The sequence below is a fragment of the uncultured Campylobacter sp. genome (assembly GCF_938030145.1).
Taxonomy (GTDB): domain Bacteria; phylum Campylobacterota; class Campylobacteria; order Campylobacterales; family Campylobacteraceae; genus Campylobacter_B.
The window spans coordinates 1-13,551 of the sequence record NZ_CALHGM010000033.1; the positions used below are offsets into that span (position 1 = coordinate 1).

General features: G+C 43.4%; 20 protein-coding genes, 4 tRNA genes and 1 pseudogene. 6 read left to right on the forward strand and 19 right to left on the reverse strand.

Going from position 1 to position 13,551, the window contains the following annotated elements:
• Positions 1 to 128: 128 nt before the first annotated feature.
• The 13 genes from Q0323_RS07075 to Q0323_RS07135 all read right to left on the reverse strand — a co-directional run bounded on the left by Q0323_RS07075 (position 129) and on the right by Q0323_RS07135 (position 4,792).
• The gene (locus Q0323_RS07075) at positions 129 to 401 is read right to left on the reverse strand and encodes a colicin immunity domain-containing protein (RefSeq protein WP_297922149.1); all 273 of its coding nucleotides are present in this window, start codon (positions 399 to 401) and stop codon (positions 129 to 131) included.
• A gap of 21 nt (positions 402 to 422) precedes the next feature.
• On the reverse strand, positions 423 to 695 hold the full coding sequence (locus Q0323_RS07080; protein ID WP_298052983.1) for a hypothetical protein: 273 nt from the start codon (positions 693 to 695) through the stop codon (positions 423 to 425).
• A gap of 46 nt (positions 696 to 741) precedes the next feature.
• The gene (locus Q0323_RS07085; RefSeq protein ID WP_298052986.1) at positions 742 to 1,221 is read right to left on the reverse strand and encodes a hypothetical protein; all 480 of its coding nucleotides are present in this window, start codon (positions 1,219 to 1,221) and stop codon (positions 742 to 744) included.
• A gap of 92 nt (positions 1,222 to 1,313) precedes the next feature.
• Positions 1,314 to 1,874: a hypothetical protein gene (locus Q0323_RS07090; RefSeq protein WP_298052988.1), complete on the reverse strand. Its 561-nt coding sequence runs from the start codon at positions 1,872 to 1,874 to the stop codon at positions 1,314 to 1,316.
• Positions 1,875 to 1,899: 25 nt separating this feature from the next.
• Positions 1,900 to 2,196, reverse strand: a complete 297-nt coding sequence (locus Q0323_RS07095; RefSeq protein ID WP_298052989.1) for a phytanoyl-CoA dioxygenase — start codon at positions 2,194 to 2,196, stop codon at positions 1,900 to 1,902.
• A gap of 126 nt (positions 2,197 to 2,322) precedes the next feature.
• Positions 2,323 to 2,664 carry a hypothetical protein gene (locus Q0323_RS07100; protein ID WP_298052991.1) on the reverse strand — a complete coding sequence of 114 codons (342 nt, stop codon included), beginning with the start codon at positions 2,662 to 2,664 and terminating at the stop codon, positions 2,323 to 2,325.
• 83 nt (positions 2,665 to 2,747) lie between these two features.
• Positions 2,748 to 3,143 (reverse strand): Imm41 family immunity protein, encoded by a 396-nt coding sequence (locus tag Q0323_RS07105; protein WP_298052993.1) that lies wholly within the window; start codon positions 3,141 to 3,143, stop codon positions 2,748 to 2,750.
• Positions 3,144 to 3,147: 4 nt separating this feature from the next.
• Positions 3,148 to 3,534 (reverse strand): Imm41 family immunity protein, encoded by a 387-nt coding sequence (locus Q0323_RS07110; protein WP_298052995.1) that lies wholly within the window; start codon positions 3,532 to 3,534, stop codon positions 3,148 to 3,150.
• 73 nt (positions 3,535 to 3,607) lie between these two features.
• Positions 3,608 to 3,943 carry a hypothetical protein gene (locus Q0323_RS07115; RefSeq protein ID WP_298052997.1) on the reverse strand — a complete coding sequence of 112 codons (336 nt, stop codon included), beginning with the start codon at positions 3,941 to 3,943 and terminating at the stop codon, positions 3,608 to 3,610.
• A gap of 8 nt (positions 3,944 to 3,951) precedes the next feature.
• On the reverse strand, positions 3,952 to 4,413 hold the full coding sequence (locus Q0323_RS07120) for a hypothetical protein (RefSeq protein WP_298052999.1): 462 nt from the start codon (positions 4,411 to 4,413) through the stop codon (positions 3,952 to 3,954).
• A gap of 79 nt (positions 4,414 to 4,492) precedes the next feature.
• Positions 4,493 to 4,568 (reverse strand) — tRNA-Lys (locus Q0323_RS07125).
• Positions 4,569 to 4,579: 11 nt separating this feature from the next.
• Positions 4,580 to 4,656, reverse strand: a tRNA-Asp gene (locus tag Q0323_RS07130).
• 60 nt (positions 4,657 to 4,716) lie between these two features.
• Positions 4,717 to 4,792 (reverse strand) — tRNA-Val (locus Q0323_RS07135).
• A gap of 128 nt (positions 4,793 to 4,920) precedes the next feature.
• On the opposite strand from Q0323_RS07135, the gene Q0323_RS07140 reads away from it, so the two are divergent.
• The 5 genes and pseudogenes from Q0323_RS07140 to Q0323_RS07160 all read left to right on the forward strand — a co-directional run bounded on the left by Q0323_RS07140 (position 4,921) and on the right by Q0323_RS07160 (position 7,980).
• Positions 4,921 to 5,508 carry a transglycosylase SLT domain-containing protein gene (locus Q0323_RS07140; RefSeq protein WP_298053000.1) on the forward strand — a complete coding sequence of 196 codons (588 nt, stop codon included), beginning with the start codon at positions 4,921 to 4,923 and terminating at the stop codon, positions 5,506 to 5,508.
• Positions 5,509 to 5,559: 51 nt separating this feature from the next.
• Positions 5,560 to 5,982, forward strand: a pseudogene (locus Q0323_RS07145) (3-deoxy-8-phosphooctulonate synthase); the annotation flags it as partial.
• A 243-nt stretch (positions 5,983 to 6,225) separates the two neighbouring features.
• Positions 6,226 to 6,714: a hypothetical protein gene (locus Q0323_RS07150; protein ID WP_298053164.1), complete on the forward strand. Its 489-nt coding sequence runs from the start codon at positions 6,226 to 6,228 to the stop codon at positions 6,712 to 6,714.
• Positions 6,715 to 7,324: 610 nt separating this feature from the next.
• Entirely contained in the window at positions 7,325 to 7,657 is a 333-nt protein-coding gene (locus Q0323_RS07155; protein WP_298053002.1) for a PH domain-containing protein, read from the forward strand.
• Between the two features lie 246 nt (positions 7,658 to 7,903).
• A tRNA-Glu gene (locus Q0323_RS07160) sits at positions 7,904 to 7,980 on the forward strand.
• 55 nt (positions 7,981 to 8,035) lie between these two features.
• Here the strand turns inward: Q0323_RS07160 and Q0323_RS07165 are convergent.
• Genes Q0323_RS07165 through Q0323_RS07190 form a run of 6 tightly spaced genes read right to left on the reverse strand, consistent with a single transcriptional unit; the run spans position 8,036 to position 12,155 of the window.
• On the reverse strand, positions 8,036 to 8,812 hold the full coding sequence (locus Q0323_RS07165; protein ID WP_298053006.1) for an ABC transporter ATP-binding protein: 777 nt from the start codon (positions 8,810 to 8,812) through the stop codon (positions 8,036 to 8,038).
• Positions 8,809 to 9,456 (reverse strand): energy-coupling factor transporter transmembrane component T, encoded by a 648-nt coding sequence (locus tag Q0323_RS07170; protein ID WP_298053008.1) that lies wholly within the window; start codon positions 9,454 to 9,456, stop codon positions 8,809 to 8,811. Before Q0323_RS07170 ends, Q0323_RS07165 begins: the two co-directional genes overlap by 4 nt.
• Positions 9,453 to 10,094 carry a hypothetical protein gene (locus tag Q0323_RS07175; RefSeq protein ID WP_298053009.1) on the reverse strand — a complete coding sequence of 214 codons (642 nt, stop codon included), beginning with the start codon at positions 10,092 to 10,094 and terminating at the stop codon, positions 9,453 to 9,455. The genes Q0323_RS07170 and Q0323_RS07175 overlap by 4 nt, the downstream gene beginning before the upstream one ends.
• On the reverse strand, positions 10,091 to 10,690 hold the full coding sequence (gene cbiM / locus Q0323_RS07180) for a cobalt transporter CbiM (protein ID WP_297882115.1): 600 nt from the start codon (positions 10,688 to 10,690) through the stop codon (positions 10,091 to 10,093). Before cbiM ends, Q0323_RS07175 begins: the two co-directional genes overlap by 4 nt.
• Positions 10,680 to 11,393, reverse strand: coding sequence for a hypothetical protein (locus tag Q0323_RS07185; protein ID WP_298053010.1), 714 nt, complete (start codon positions 11,391 to 11,393; stop codon positions 10,680 to 10,682). The genes cbiM and Q0323_RS07185 overlap by 11 nt, the downstream gene beginning before the upstream one ends.
• Positions 11,394 to 11,405: 12 nt before the next feature.
• Positions 11,406 to 12,155 carry a DUF4198 domain-containing protein gene (locus Q0323_RS07190; protein WP_298053013.1) on the reverse strand — a complete coding sequence of 250 codons (750 nt, stop codon included), beginning with the start codon at positions 12,153 to 12,155 and terminating at the stop codon, positions 11,406 to 11,408.
• A 140-nt stretch (positions 12,156 to 12,295) separates the two neighbouring features.
• Between Q0323_RS07190 and serS the strand changes: the two genes are divergently transcribed.
• The gene (serS, locus tag Q0323_RS07195) at positions 12,296 to 13,546 is read left to right on the forward strand and encodes a serine--tRNA ligase (RefSeq protein WP_298053014.1); all 1,251 of its coding nucleotides are present in this window, start codon (positions 12,296 to 12,298) and stop codon (positions 13,544 to 13,546) included.
• The last annotated feature ends 5 nt before the right edge of the window (positions 13,547 to 13,551 follow it).

Sequence of the window (13,551 nt, forward strand, 5' to 3'; positions counted from 1 at the left end):
GCCTTTCTCAAATATCTCTTTTCCGTTAATTTGCATTTGGGTTTCCTTTTATTGGAATGTGGGTTTGCCAGCATTATATCGTAATATATTTTTAAAATTCTCGCAGAAATTATCATTTTATAAAACTACTATTTTAAAAGCGTAATTTGTTTTAAAGCCTTTTTCGCGCACTCCCTTAGATCCTCTTCACTTAATGAATCGCCTACCGTATCATCACCCCTCAACTCTTCGTCTGGTTCGAATTCATCGATATCGGTAAGAAGCCTGTTTAGTGGCTCATAATATTCATCAGGGAAATTTTTATCATTCATAAATTTATCCCAATATATCTTTTCGAATTCAAATACGTCGATTCTGTTTTGCAAAAAATCCTCTATTATTTTTATATATTCCTCTATCATTGACCCTCTTTCGGTATATTTTTAATCGCCCGCCGCTCTAATGCTTAGAACTGACCATAAATCACTACCTATATTCACGCCTTCGCATAAATTTTTTATAATTGTTAAGTCGTTAGAAGAAATTTTTATATCATATTCATACATTTGAACCAAAAAATCTTCCAGCGCTATACCATATTCTCCAGCCTTAACCAGCTCTTCCAAATAAATTACAAAGTCGTACCGACCGACTCCGGCAAATTTATCTTCGTAATTACAGAACAAATTTAAAAATATCGGATCGCCATATCTCATTCGCCACTTTCCTTAAATTTATTTATCACTGCTACCTCATAATCTTCTAGCTTCGAATTTCTATTTGAATATCAAGCAAGTCATCGTGATCTGGGTATTTAGCGGTTTCTGAGAGCGTAAATTGTATCACGTCTAGCAACTGCCTAGCCAGATCGCTGTATTTTTTCTTGAATGCATCAAAATGTAAGAAAATTAGCTTTAAATCGTCTCGAACGCCCTGCTTATTTTTTAACCCATATCTCGAGTTTTCTTCTTTTTCTTCGATGTATTCGCTATAGCTTTCCCATTCGTCCTTATCTTCGTATTGCTCCCATTCTTCCTCGCTGTAGTCTTTCCATTCTTTAAATCGTAGAAACCAAAAGAAGTCCGCGAATGCATCAGGGCCGATACGCAGCGGCAAGGCCAACTTTTCAGATAGATAGGAGTATAACTTATGCTCTATTTCTTTGGGGCAATAATTATGCCACTCATCAATATATCTTCTGTATTTTTGCAACTCGTCAAAGTCAATCACTACTTCTATCATTTTTCCTCACCCCAACTATGCTAACGCATATTTTCTTAAAATTCTAAAAATCAAACAAACGTAAATTAACGCAAACTCGCCTTTATTAAATTTTAGTACAAATCAGACCAAAAAGGCACATACGGGCATTTTCCGACCGGCTCAAGAGGATTTTTGCTAAATTCCCTCAAAAAGTAGTCATATAAATTTTTCCCATAATAGATGACGTCGGTATAGTATATAGATAAGACCGGTGGATCCGGTAATTTAATACACGGCATATACCTATGAGAATATATAGGTATAATCTTAGGCGCTATTTTGGCTGCTTCTAGTATAATGGCTCGCTTGCGAGATTGGTCTTCGGGCATCGGACCCCATTTTTGCGTATTCCAATAGCCCTCATTTGGAAAAATTTCATCAATAGGATCGTTTTTTAAATATTCAAAGACGTAGTTCATAGCCTGCTTTATCTCCTTTATATTTTCATCGCTAAAGTCTCTCCAATTATAAAATTCTACCGAAATAGGCAATGTATATGATAAGAAGCCTCTTAGACTTTTTGGAAATTTAAACTCATAAATTTGCTCTATTTTGTCTATTTCGCTCTCTTTCAAACCATCGCTCAATTCTATGCCGCTCTTTTCTAGCAGCTCTTTTATTTGCTTATACATATTCTATTTTATCCTTATAAGGCTTTTAGTCGTAGTTGAAGTCATCTAAATCATATCCGAAAATTTTGATTGTTTTTAAGGCCAACTCCCTGACCTCTATCCAGGACTTATTGTGATAGACCAAATATTCATAATCATCTACGTATAACGATCTATCGTCCTTAAAGTTTTTAAGAATAAGAGACTTAAGCTCTCTTAGTGCATCCCTTTCGTATGACAAGAAATAAAATTCAAATTCCTCCAATAGGGCATTAGCGCAGGAATCACATAAAAAATATACCATCTCCTTAGGATTTTCGCAATCTTCATCTGTAGTGTGCACAAGATATTTATCCTGATATTCCAAAGAAGCCATTCGCCACAGATAAAACATAAGCCCACCTTTATAGAATATCTCTTTTCCATTAATTTGCATTTGGGTTTCCTTTTATTGGGATATGGGTTTCGTCTAGCATTCTAAACTCACATATTTTAATAAAATTTTCGGTCTTATATACAGTTCTATCTGCACCATTATGTCTATAGCAAAATTTTGTCCTATTTCTATAAATTCGCCATCTTTATTTCTTCTGATGTTTAAGGACTCGATGCATTCGGCGGTAAATTCCACAGCTGTCTCCCTGCCTGCTTTTATAGTAATTTCCACCCATCCCTCGACTATACAATATGTAAATATTAGCCCGTCTATTTCGAACGTATATTTTCCAATATCGCTATCTATTTCATCCGGGTAAAAACCAAAAAAATCGCTCATCTCTACCGTATCGGGGTATGTTTTTATATATGTCATTTTATGCCCTTTCGTCTCTATCCACCGTAATTTTTGCTTTTGCTAAATTATACACCATATTTGCGAAGCAAAGATCATTTATATTAATTTTCATAGAAAAATTTGATTTTATAAAAATTCTCATCCCCCGATGCAACCGCCATCAATAGGCTTTTTATACGGCGAAATCTATCGAAAATATTCGGCTTTGTATCTTCTTGATATTTATACGTTTTAAAACATTCGCTTTTTGCGTCTATATCTACGTCGCGCCAACTTCCGTTTAGAAATATATCATTAGAGATAGAAATAATGCCTTGCATTATTTCTGGGTCCAACTCTTTGTTTTTATAATGCCGCAAAATCTTTTTTAAATCGGCTTCCAATTTCCAATATTCGTCATCGGACCATAGATTATTATCTAAAATCATACCTATGAACGAATTTGCATCATATCTATCATCAAATGCGGTATTTCGATAAAAATTTACAAGATTCATTGTATTAATCCTTTGGAACATACCAAAAACCGTTATTGTCAAGCTTTTCTTTGAATACGATGCTGTTGCATAGAACCTTTAATCTTTCAAATCTATCATATATGCTAGGCACTACGCCGTCGCTGTTTTTCGCACACAATATATTGCTTACATAAATTTCCGATTTGTCCTCCATGCCGATAACATCATTAAATATCGCTAGTATTGCGATGAAAATTTCTCTTGGAAGCGTTTTTTTATGATAAAAGCTCAAAATCTGCATTAAAGTTTTATCTAACTCCCAATAGTCGCAATCCGACCAAGATTTTTGATAGATAAACTTTCCGACAAACGAATTGATGCTAAATTTATCAGAATTCGTTGAATTTTGGTATAAAAACTCTAAGTCCATTAATCACCGTCCTTTTTCATTTATTCATTAAATTTAGCCATCTTTATGGCGAATTTGCGTTTATAAAAATCTATTATTTTCTATTTGATAGCTCTTTAGATAGAATTTCTGAATCAGGATACAATTTTTTCAAAAATTCTATCTCTTCTTGATCTAGCTCATCTAAAACCTCTTCTGTCGGTCTTTCGCTTAAAATTTTTCCATAAACCAAACTCAATCGCTTATATGCGCGCGGGTTACCATTCTTTTCAAATTGCCTTATTATAGCAATTCTGCACTCTTTTGTTATTTCGGTATCGCCCATAAAAAGATCTTTTATATCGCAAGAGGCGCTTTGCTCTTTATATAGATAAAATATCCACGCAAATAATATTATAACGGCGGCAATAAAGTAAATCTTATTTTTCATGAAAGCTCTTATTCTTTTGGTTTTTTATCCGCGTAATATAGATGCATGACTTCATCCATGTTAATCTCTTTTTCCTTTCCGATCCGCTCGGTACATAATGTGAAATTTCCCTCCCTCAAAACGCACTTTTTTAATAAACCAACTATAAAGTCGTTATTTGTGCATAGATCTAAATTCCCGGAATGAAATTTTTTAATAAAATTTAGTTCCTCTTTGTCTAATTCTTGCTGCGCCTTTTGATCTATACAATATCTATCTAAAAAATATCGCTCATAAAAATAGAAAAGTCGCCTATATGCCCCGCTGTTGCCATTATTAGCTCGTCGTATCAATTTTAATCTGCATTTTTGCTCCATACGATTGTAGTTTTGCCTCAACATATCGTTAATATCACAAGGTGAAAAACTTAGCACCGAAAGAACAATATAAATACAAAGAAATATACTAAGTATGATGAGAAAAAATTTCATTTTATATCCTTACTTATTTTTGGTTTTTTAGATATAACCGATCAATCATAGAATTTGCGATTTAATTAGTAATATAAAGTGGTGTCCTGCGTTGGATTCGAACCAACGACCCCCTCATTAAAAGTGAGATGCTCTACCTACTGAGCTAGCAAGACATCCTAAGAAGTGGCGCGACGAATGGGGCTCGAACCCACGACCTCCGCCGTGACAGGGCGGCATTCTAACCAGCTGAACTACCGTCGCACCAAAAATCACACTTGCGGTGCAAGTGCTAAAGAAGTATGAAATCCAAGGATTTCAAAATGGTGGTCGCTGTAGGGATCGAACCTGCGACATCCACCTTGTAAGGGTGGCGCTCTACCAGCTGAGCTAAGCGACCATTTGGGTTTAAAAAAGAAATGTAATTATATATCTAATACGATTAATTTTCACTTAAACAATGATGAAAAGACTGAAATTGTGCTATACTTGCGACATAAAATTTTATCAAAGGCTCGGTAAATTTAGATGAAAAAGTTGCTTTTCGCCCTGTTTTTAGCGCTTCAAGCCCCCGCTTACTCGCCGAACGAGATCGTAAACGCCATCGCCGCAGTAGCGCAAAACGAAGGGGTGAAGCCCGAGATCCTCTACACCATCGTCAAAATCGAAAGCGACTTCGAGCCCTACACGATCTCCTTTTTGACGAACAAAGCAAATGCCGATTATTTTGCGGGCCTGCGCAATCAAAATATCCGCATCAAGACGAGCAACTACAGCCTAAATTCCAGCAAATGGGTCGTTACGATCATACCGGCAAACGAAATTTACGCCGTGCAGATCGCCAAGTATCTGTACGAGGACGGCTTTAGCATCGACGTGGGGCTTGGACAGCTAAACGCCGTAAATTTTAGTCAAAATGAGATCGATTATATATTCAACCCGATGTACAACCTCACCAAATGCGCCAAAATCCTGCGCAAATGCTGGAACGCCAAAAATAAAAATATCAAAGACACGATCGAGTGCTACAACTACGGCATGCGTAAACGCTACTCAAACCCTTACTACAAGCGCTTTTACGAACATTATGAGAAATTTTTCGGTAAGCCCTATTAAGAGTTAGTAAAATTTCGCTAAAATCGCGCAAATTTTAAAAAAGGATATTTCATGATACTGATCGCAGGACCCTGCGTGATCGAAAGTCGCGAGCTGATAATGAAAGTCGCGGAAAGTTTACGCAAATTTAACGAAATGGACGGGGTGGAATTTTACTTTAAAAGCAGCTTCGATAAAGCCAACCGCACCAGCATCTCAAGCTTCCGCGGTCCGGGATTGCAGGGAGGCTGCGAAATTTTAGCCGAAGTAAAGGAAAAATTCGGCTATAAAATTTTAACCGACATCCACGAAAGCTACCAGGCAGAGCCCGTCGCGCGCGTCGCCGACGTGCTGCAAATACCCGCGTTTTTGTGCCGCCAAACCGATCTGCTCGTCGCCGCAGCTAATACACAGGCGGTAATAAATATCAAAAAAGGTCAGTTTTTATCGCCGCAGGCGATGAAACACAGCGTCGAAAAGGTGCTGCAAACCCGCAGCGCGCGGGCTTATACTCCGCAAAACGGCGCGGTATCCAACAATACAAACACCGCTCAAAACAGCGCCTGCTCCGATGATGCCGAAATTTGCGGCGCGCAAAACGGCGCTCAAAGTAATACAGATAGCGGATCTTCGGCGCTAGGCGCTCAAAATTCTTGCAGTACCGGTCAGGACGCACAAAATTTTATTCATACTTGCGGCGCTAAAAGCGGTGCCGAAAATGCCGCTAAAGGTACGGCGATGCCTTGTGCCGCACAAAGCGATAACGAAGCGCAAAGCGCCTCACAGCCAAACTTATCTCATACTTGCAACGCGCAAGACGGCTCGATAAGTGCCGCGCAAAGCGCCTCACAGCCGAGCGGCGAAGGGATGCACGATCTGGCGCGCCGTTACGGCGTCTGGCTCACCGAGCGCGGCAGCACTTTCGGCTACGGAAATTTGATCGTCGATATGCGCTCGCTGCCGATTATGCGCGAGTTTGCACCGGTCATTTTCGACGCGACGCACAGCGTGCAGATGCCTAGTATCGGCGCTAAGAGCGGCGGCGACTCGCGCTTCGTGCCGTATCTCGCGCGAGCGGCGGCGGCCGTGGGCGTGGACGGCTTTTTTTACGAAACGCACCCTGATCCCGCTAAAGCGCTTTCGGATGGGCCGAATATGCTAAATTTGCAGCAGCTAGAGCGCGTCGTAGCGCAGACGCTCGCGATTCAAAAAGCGCTCGGATTTTAGAGCGGGCGGCTATAAAAATTTCAAATTTAGGCTAGCAAGCTTAAATTTTAATTTCGCACCGTTGCGCACGCTAGCCGATTTTCGTACTTTGCGCTAATAAATTCTATATGCAAGGGCGTGCTTCAAGCGCAGCGAGTTTGTATATCGCCCGCTAAAAATTTCAAATGTATTGCGATAAAATTTAGCGTATTTATAAAATTTACCCCGCGAGCTTCACTAAGCCTCGGGGCTTCGATAAAATTTATGCAGCACAGGGCGATCGCCAGGCCGCGAGCGGGGCAGTTTCGCGCCGCTAAATTTACAATTTTAAAAGCCTTCTTTGCAGAATTTAGCTATAAATTTTGCACCGAATTTCGCAGCCGACAAAGTAAAATTTAATCTAAATTTACGCTCAAATTCCGATCGTCCAATCCGCGCCATTACACGACTCACTGTATGAAATTTAAGCCGAGATTAATGGGGGGGGGTATAATTCAAATCCTAATTTCTTTTAAAGGATATTTCATGGGTTACATAGGAGTCTAACCTTCTAAAAGGCGAAGAGATAGTTGCGAAAGCTAAAATTCACTGGGCAGTTTTCATTCCCGCTATCGTTTTTTTAATCATTGCGTTGCTTATATTTAGCAAAGGCGATCACGAAATTTTCGTCATATTATTTGGAGTTTTTATACTGGCGTTGCTTAAAGGATTGATTGTTTTTAAAACAAACGAGCTTGCCATTACAAATCAGCGTATAATCGGTAAAGCGGGCTTTGTCAGTCGCGACACCGTAGAGCTGAAATACGAGAAAATCGAGAGCCTATCTGTGGCGCAAGGCGTCCTTGGGCGAATTTTTGGCTGCGGTACCGTAGTGGTGCGAGGTACCGGCGGCACGGCGGTTAGCTTCCCGTATATCACCAATCCCGTAGCATTTAAAAACAAAGCGATGGAAAAGATAGGCTAGGCTTCACCTTGTATATAAATTCAGATAGATTATAAATCTTACATCCTAAATTTATCTCGAAAATAAGTGCGATTGACTAAAATTAAAATTACATCCATCGCACCTTTAAATTTTAATCTAAATAACGTAGTTCAATAAGCACTGTGTCGTTTTTTTAAAATTCCAAAAAATTTTACCGTCATATTAAGACACCACATTTAGTATTTTATCTAAAATTTTGTTTTTGTCGCTATAATGCGGTTCCTTGACCTTTTCGTCTAGTGGCTCAGGACGTTGCATTCTCAGTGCGAAAACGCGTGGTTCAAATCCCGCAAGGGTCGCCATTATGGACTTATACAAGCTCCCTGATTTTAAACGATAAATTTATCTATGATTTTATCATGGACTTTCATACAGCCCATCTGATTTCAAATAATAGATTTTATCCGCGATTTTATCGATGAAGTTTTTATCGTGCGAGACGATGATCTCGCTTACGTCAAGCTCCGCCAAAATCCCCGCCACACGCTCCTGCATCGCTTCATCAAGCGCCGTCGTAGGCTCGTCCAGTAGCAGTATCCTAGGCTCGCACACCAGCGCGCCCGCAAGCGCCACCAGCTTTTTCTCGCCGCCGCTTAGATGAAAGGGCACTCGCTCGCGCAGATGTTCGATTCCCAAGCGCCGTAGCGTCTCTAGCGCCTTGCGCTCGATCTGCTCTTCGCTTAAAATTTCAAGCTTTTTTAGATGGTCGTTTTTGCTGCCCTGCCTTAAAATTTCCGCCTTACGACCAAAAAATTTAGAAAAAATTCCACGCCTTTGCTCCACATTTCGTGCTCGTTTTAACCGCTCATTTTGCGCACGCAGGCTAAATGCGACGTCCTCAAACACGCTCGCGCATAAGAATTGATCGTCGCTGTTTTGAAATAAAAACCCGATCTCGTGGCGAAATTTTACAAAATCCTCCACACACTCGAGCTTCTCACCGAAAAGCTCGATTTCGCCCTCGTCCCATTGCCTTAGGCCGCCTAAAATTTGAAGCAGGCTCGTCTTGCCCTGCCCGTTCGCGCCCAAGATCGCCACTTTTTCCTTATGCCCTACGCTCAAATTTACGCCGCGAAAAATTTCTCGCTCGCCGTTTTTAGCACTTATTCCATACGCCTTAAGCGAACAGCTCATAAGATAGCTCCGATTTTAACAGATACGCACGCCAGTACGAACGCCAAAAATGAGGCCTCCGAGACGCCCAAACCATCGTGACGTTCGTAAAATAGCCTACCGCAAAAGCCTCGCGCGCTCATCACCAGGCTTAAATTTCTTGCTTGCTCAAGCGCCGAAATCGCTAAAATTCCCACTAAATTTGCATAAATTTTATAGGTGAAAATTCCGCTCGTCCCCACAAATCCGCGCATCCGCAAAAGAGCTTGCAGTCTCGCCAGATCCGAGCGTAAAAAATTTACGAATCGCCCGCAGCAATACACCAAAGAGCTTAGCTTTTCGCCGAGCCCAAGCCCGTAAAATCCGCGCGCGAAAAAATATTCATCCTTGCCGTAAAATAGCAAAATCGCAAACGCCATTATCAAATTCGCGCGCAAAAATATCACACCCGCAAGCTCGTAGTTGCCGACTATGGCGGGGCTTAACGCGCTTAAAATAGCAAAGATATTTAATACTGCAAGCCTTGTGCAGACCGCACGCGCAATCGAAATTTTAAGCGCAAAAAGAAGTAGCGGCGGGGCAAAAAACGCTGCGTAAAGCTGCCCGCTAAGTCCGACGCCGAAGCTGAATATAAAAAACGCGAGCAGTGATACGGCGGGGCTCATTTGCGCGCTCTTTTCGCTAGCCACATCAAAGCAAAAAAGCCGAAAATCAAGGCCAAACAAAGCGCGATTTTAGGCGCCTCAGCGGACTGGCTTTGAAACGCCATGCTCCTAATATCGCTCTTAGAGCTTTCTTTCGGCGAGATGCTTTGCGAGGCGGAATTTTCCAAAGGCTCGGAAGCGCTTGAAATTTTATTTTCAGGCGTACTAGCTTTCGGCGCGATATTTTCGGGCGCGCTGCCTTCGGACGCAGAATTTTTAGCGGCATTCAAATTTTGCGGCACAGGATTTTTAGAAACGTCAGAATTTTGTGGCGTGGAATTTTCAGGATCACCGGAATTCTGCGGCGTAAAGTCCTCGGCGCTAAATTCCATCTGCGCGCCGTGCCCTGCACCTCCGTAAATTTGAATAGTAAAATTTTTAGCGGGTATTCGTATACTCGCAAGTCCCTCTTTATCGGTCCTAGTGCGCAAAATTTCGCGCCCGTCCGCGCTAATTAAAACTTCGCAATCCATGCAGGGAGAATTTTTATAAAAATAGCTATAAATCTCCACCTTATCGCCCTCTTGAGTCGCAAAAAGATGAAGCGCATGCGAAAATGCGAAGGAGCTCAAAACCGCTAAGAAAAATAGCGTTCTCATCGTCTCTGTCCGCCGTAAAATTTCGCAATAAAGCTAAGCGCAAAAAGGGTGATGATTCCTTCCAAAACAGCTAGAATTGCGCCTTCGAGCGAGATGAGCGTCGCGATAGCAAAAAACTCCCGTCCGCTGATGAAAAGCACGAGATCAAGAAGCAGCATCGAGCAGACGATCGGCACGAAACCCGCCAAAAATAGATAAATTTTTTGCGTGCGCGCTTTTAGCTCTTGCGCTTTTGAGGCGGCGGCAAAGAGCCCGCCCAAAACCGCCGGAAAGCCGATGACTGCGGTATTTACGCCGAGCACGCTAAGCCCTCCGAAGCCGAAAAACACCCCTTGCAAAAACAGCGCGACGAAAATCGCCAAGATCGCGCGCGAGCCCAAAAATGCGCCCACGAGCCCGCTTAGCATCAGGTGCATGGAGCTGACGCCCACGGGCAGGTGCACGAAAGAGGCGACGAAAAACAGCGCGCTAAAACATGCGATCCTAGGGATCTCAGACTGCCTTACGCGCCATAAAATCGCCGCTACCGCAGGCGCCGTAACCGCCCAGCCTGCGAGTAGCACGGGCGCGCTCAAAACTCCTTCGCTAATGTGCACGGCTCGCCTCCTTTAAATCGCCCCTGTTTTTTAGACGCGCAAAAATGCAGGAGCTAGATAAATTTAAGGCATTTGCGACCTTTGCGATAATCGCTTTGATTGCTACAGATCTTGCTTTTACGGCTTTTGCCGCGGCAAAATTTGCGGCTGTAAAACTCACAGCTTGCGTCCTATCTGCGGCGGCTGTCAGCGCAAGACTCGGAGCGGTCTCAGAGCTGCTTGCGGAACCAGTAAATTTGATAAATTTTACAGCTCGCATGGCGCAAGAATTTTCGCTCGCTACTTTTGTAAGAGCGACAAGCGGATTTTGCGACGCAAAATTTAAAGCCCTGATCGATCTCGGCGCAGTGCTCGCGCGGCAAAACAGAGCTTGCGAAATTTTAAAAGGCAGGGCTTGCAAAATTTCAAAAAACGAAATTTTGCGCGCGGGTATTTTACGCTCGTAAATCCACGGATGTGAAATTTTACGACTCGAAGCTACTAAGAGCGGATTCCTACCGAGCAAAATTCCACGCAGCAGAGCTTCGTTACTTAAAATTTTACTCGGCGAAATTTTGTCATTTAAAATTTTATCCGCAAAATTCGCTGGAAATTCTACACCCAAAAGCAAAACGCGCGAAAATAAAATTTCAAAGCCCTGCTCAACCGTAAATTTAAATTTATCCGCAGCCGCGCAAATTTCGCCCGAAAAAAGAGATCTCACCGAGCCGCTCCCCTATTTTTTCAGCTCGTCTGCCTTGATCCAAAGCACGGCTCCCAGCTCATTTACGGGCTGCTCGCTTCCTTTGGCGGCTTCCTCCTCGCTAAGAGCCGCAAAGCCCCACCAGCCGGCAACCGGCATCACGAAGCTAAACTCGCCCGCGCCGTTGGTTTTAACGACCTGCGTGACATGCGCCTCGCTAGGGGCTTTGTAGCCTTTATCGTTATATAGCTCGATCTCCACGTCCGCGCCTGGGACGGGCCTTCCGTGCAATAAAAAAACTCCGCTAAATATCTCGCCCGCATACAGCGCATAAGGCCGCACTAGCGGTACGATCTCTGCCTCTAGCCCGAGCGGCTTATCCCAGCCTTCGCCCGCGCCGTAAGCATCGACGTAGGTTTTGGTGATATGGCGGATCATCTTGCGCTCAGCCGGCTCGGCATAGGGTTTCGGATCGAAATAAAACGCTAAAAGCGATGGCTTGTCAGCTTTAAATTCCGCCGTGAAATAGGAATTTTCACTCTTTTTCTGCTCTTTTAGGCTGCCTAGGAGCGATTTTTTCTCGCCGTCAATAAAAACGCCGAATTCTGCAGGCTTTTGTAGATTCATAGACTCCTGTAAAAACGGATGGGAGAATTCCAAATTTAGCTTTAAAGTAGCATCTTTTTGATCCTCTACGACATTTTTATCCGTTGTAAGAACGCCAAAATGCGCGAATGCAAGGCTCGCCGCAAAAATTCCCAAAAAAGCAAATTTTGCCTTCATGTAATACCTTTCATAATAAAATATTACGGAATTGTATCACTTTTTTTCATCCGTATTGCTTAAATGTGGGTTTATTTTGAGTATTTAAAGCAAACTTTAGTTAAAATGTCGCAATTTAAATTACCAAAAAGAGGCAGAAAATGATAAATTTAAAACTTATCGAGACGAATTTCGACGAATTTAATAAAAAACTCATCGCCAAAAAAGTCCCGCCGCAAACTCTGCAATCGCTACTGGATGCCTACAACGAGCTAAAATCCAAAAAGAGCGATCTTGAAAACCTCCAAGCCGTGCAAAATGCAAAGAGCAAGGAGCTCGGCCTCGCCGCGCGCGAGGGCAAAGACGTAGGCGCGCTAAAATCTCAGCTTGAGGAAAACAAGCAAAAGATCCAAAACCTAAGCGAGCTCGTAAATGAGCGCGAACAAAGCTTAGAAGCGATCGCCGCGTGCGTACCGAATATCATCGACGACGACGTACCGATCGGTGCGGACGAGAACGAAAACGTCTGTATCAAAAAGGTACTTGATCCGCGCACGTTCGACTTCGCGCCCAAGCAGCACTTCGAGCTCGGCGAGGGGCTGGGATGGCTTGATTTCGAGCGCGGCGTCAAACTCAGCGGTAGCCGCTTTACCGCGATCCGAGGTCTTGGCGCAAAACTGAATATGGCTCTCATCAATTACATGATTGAATTTAACAACTCGCGCGGTTTCGAGCTCGTAAATATGCCGTTTTTGGTGCGCGATCAGATCCTCTACGGCACGGGTCAGCTGCCTAAATTTAAAGACGACCTCTACCGCGTTGACGACGAGGAGCAAAACCTCTACCTCATCCCTACGAGCGAGGTTACGGCGACGAATCTCTTTAACGATGAAATTTTACGCAGCGAGGAGCTGCCGATCAAGCTCACCAGCTACAGCCACTGCTTTCGCAAGGAAGCGGGCTCGGCGGGGCGCGATACGCGCGGCATGATCCGCCAGCACCAGTTCGAAAAGGTCGAGCTCGTCGCCATCACGCGCCCCGAAGATAGCGCAAAGATGCTTGAGGAGATGATTTCATGCGCGAGCGATATGCTAAGCAGCCTTGGTCTTCCGCACAGACACATGCTGCTTTGCAGCGGCGATCTTGGCTTTAGCGCCGCAAAGACCGTGGATTTGGAGGTTTGGCTACCGGGGCAGAACCAATACCGAGAGATCAGCTCGATCAGCAACTGTCGCGATTTTCAGGCGCGCAGAGCCAAGATCCGCTTCAAAGACGGCAAGAAAAACAGCCTCGTTCACACGCTAAACGGCTCCTCGCTCGCGGTCGGTCGCACGCTGATCGCGGTGATGGAAAACTACCAGCGCAAGGACGGCAGCATCGAAATCCCGCGCGTTTTAGAAAAATATATGTAGGCGGC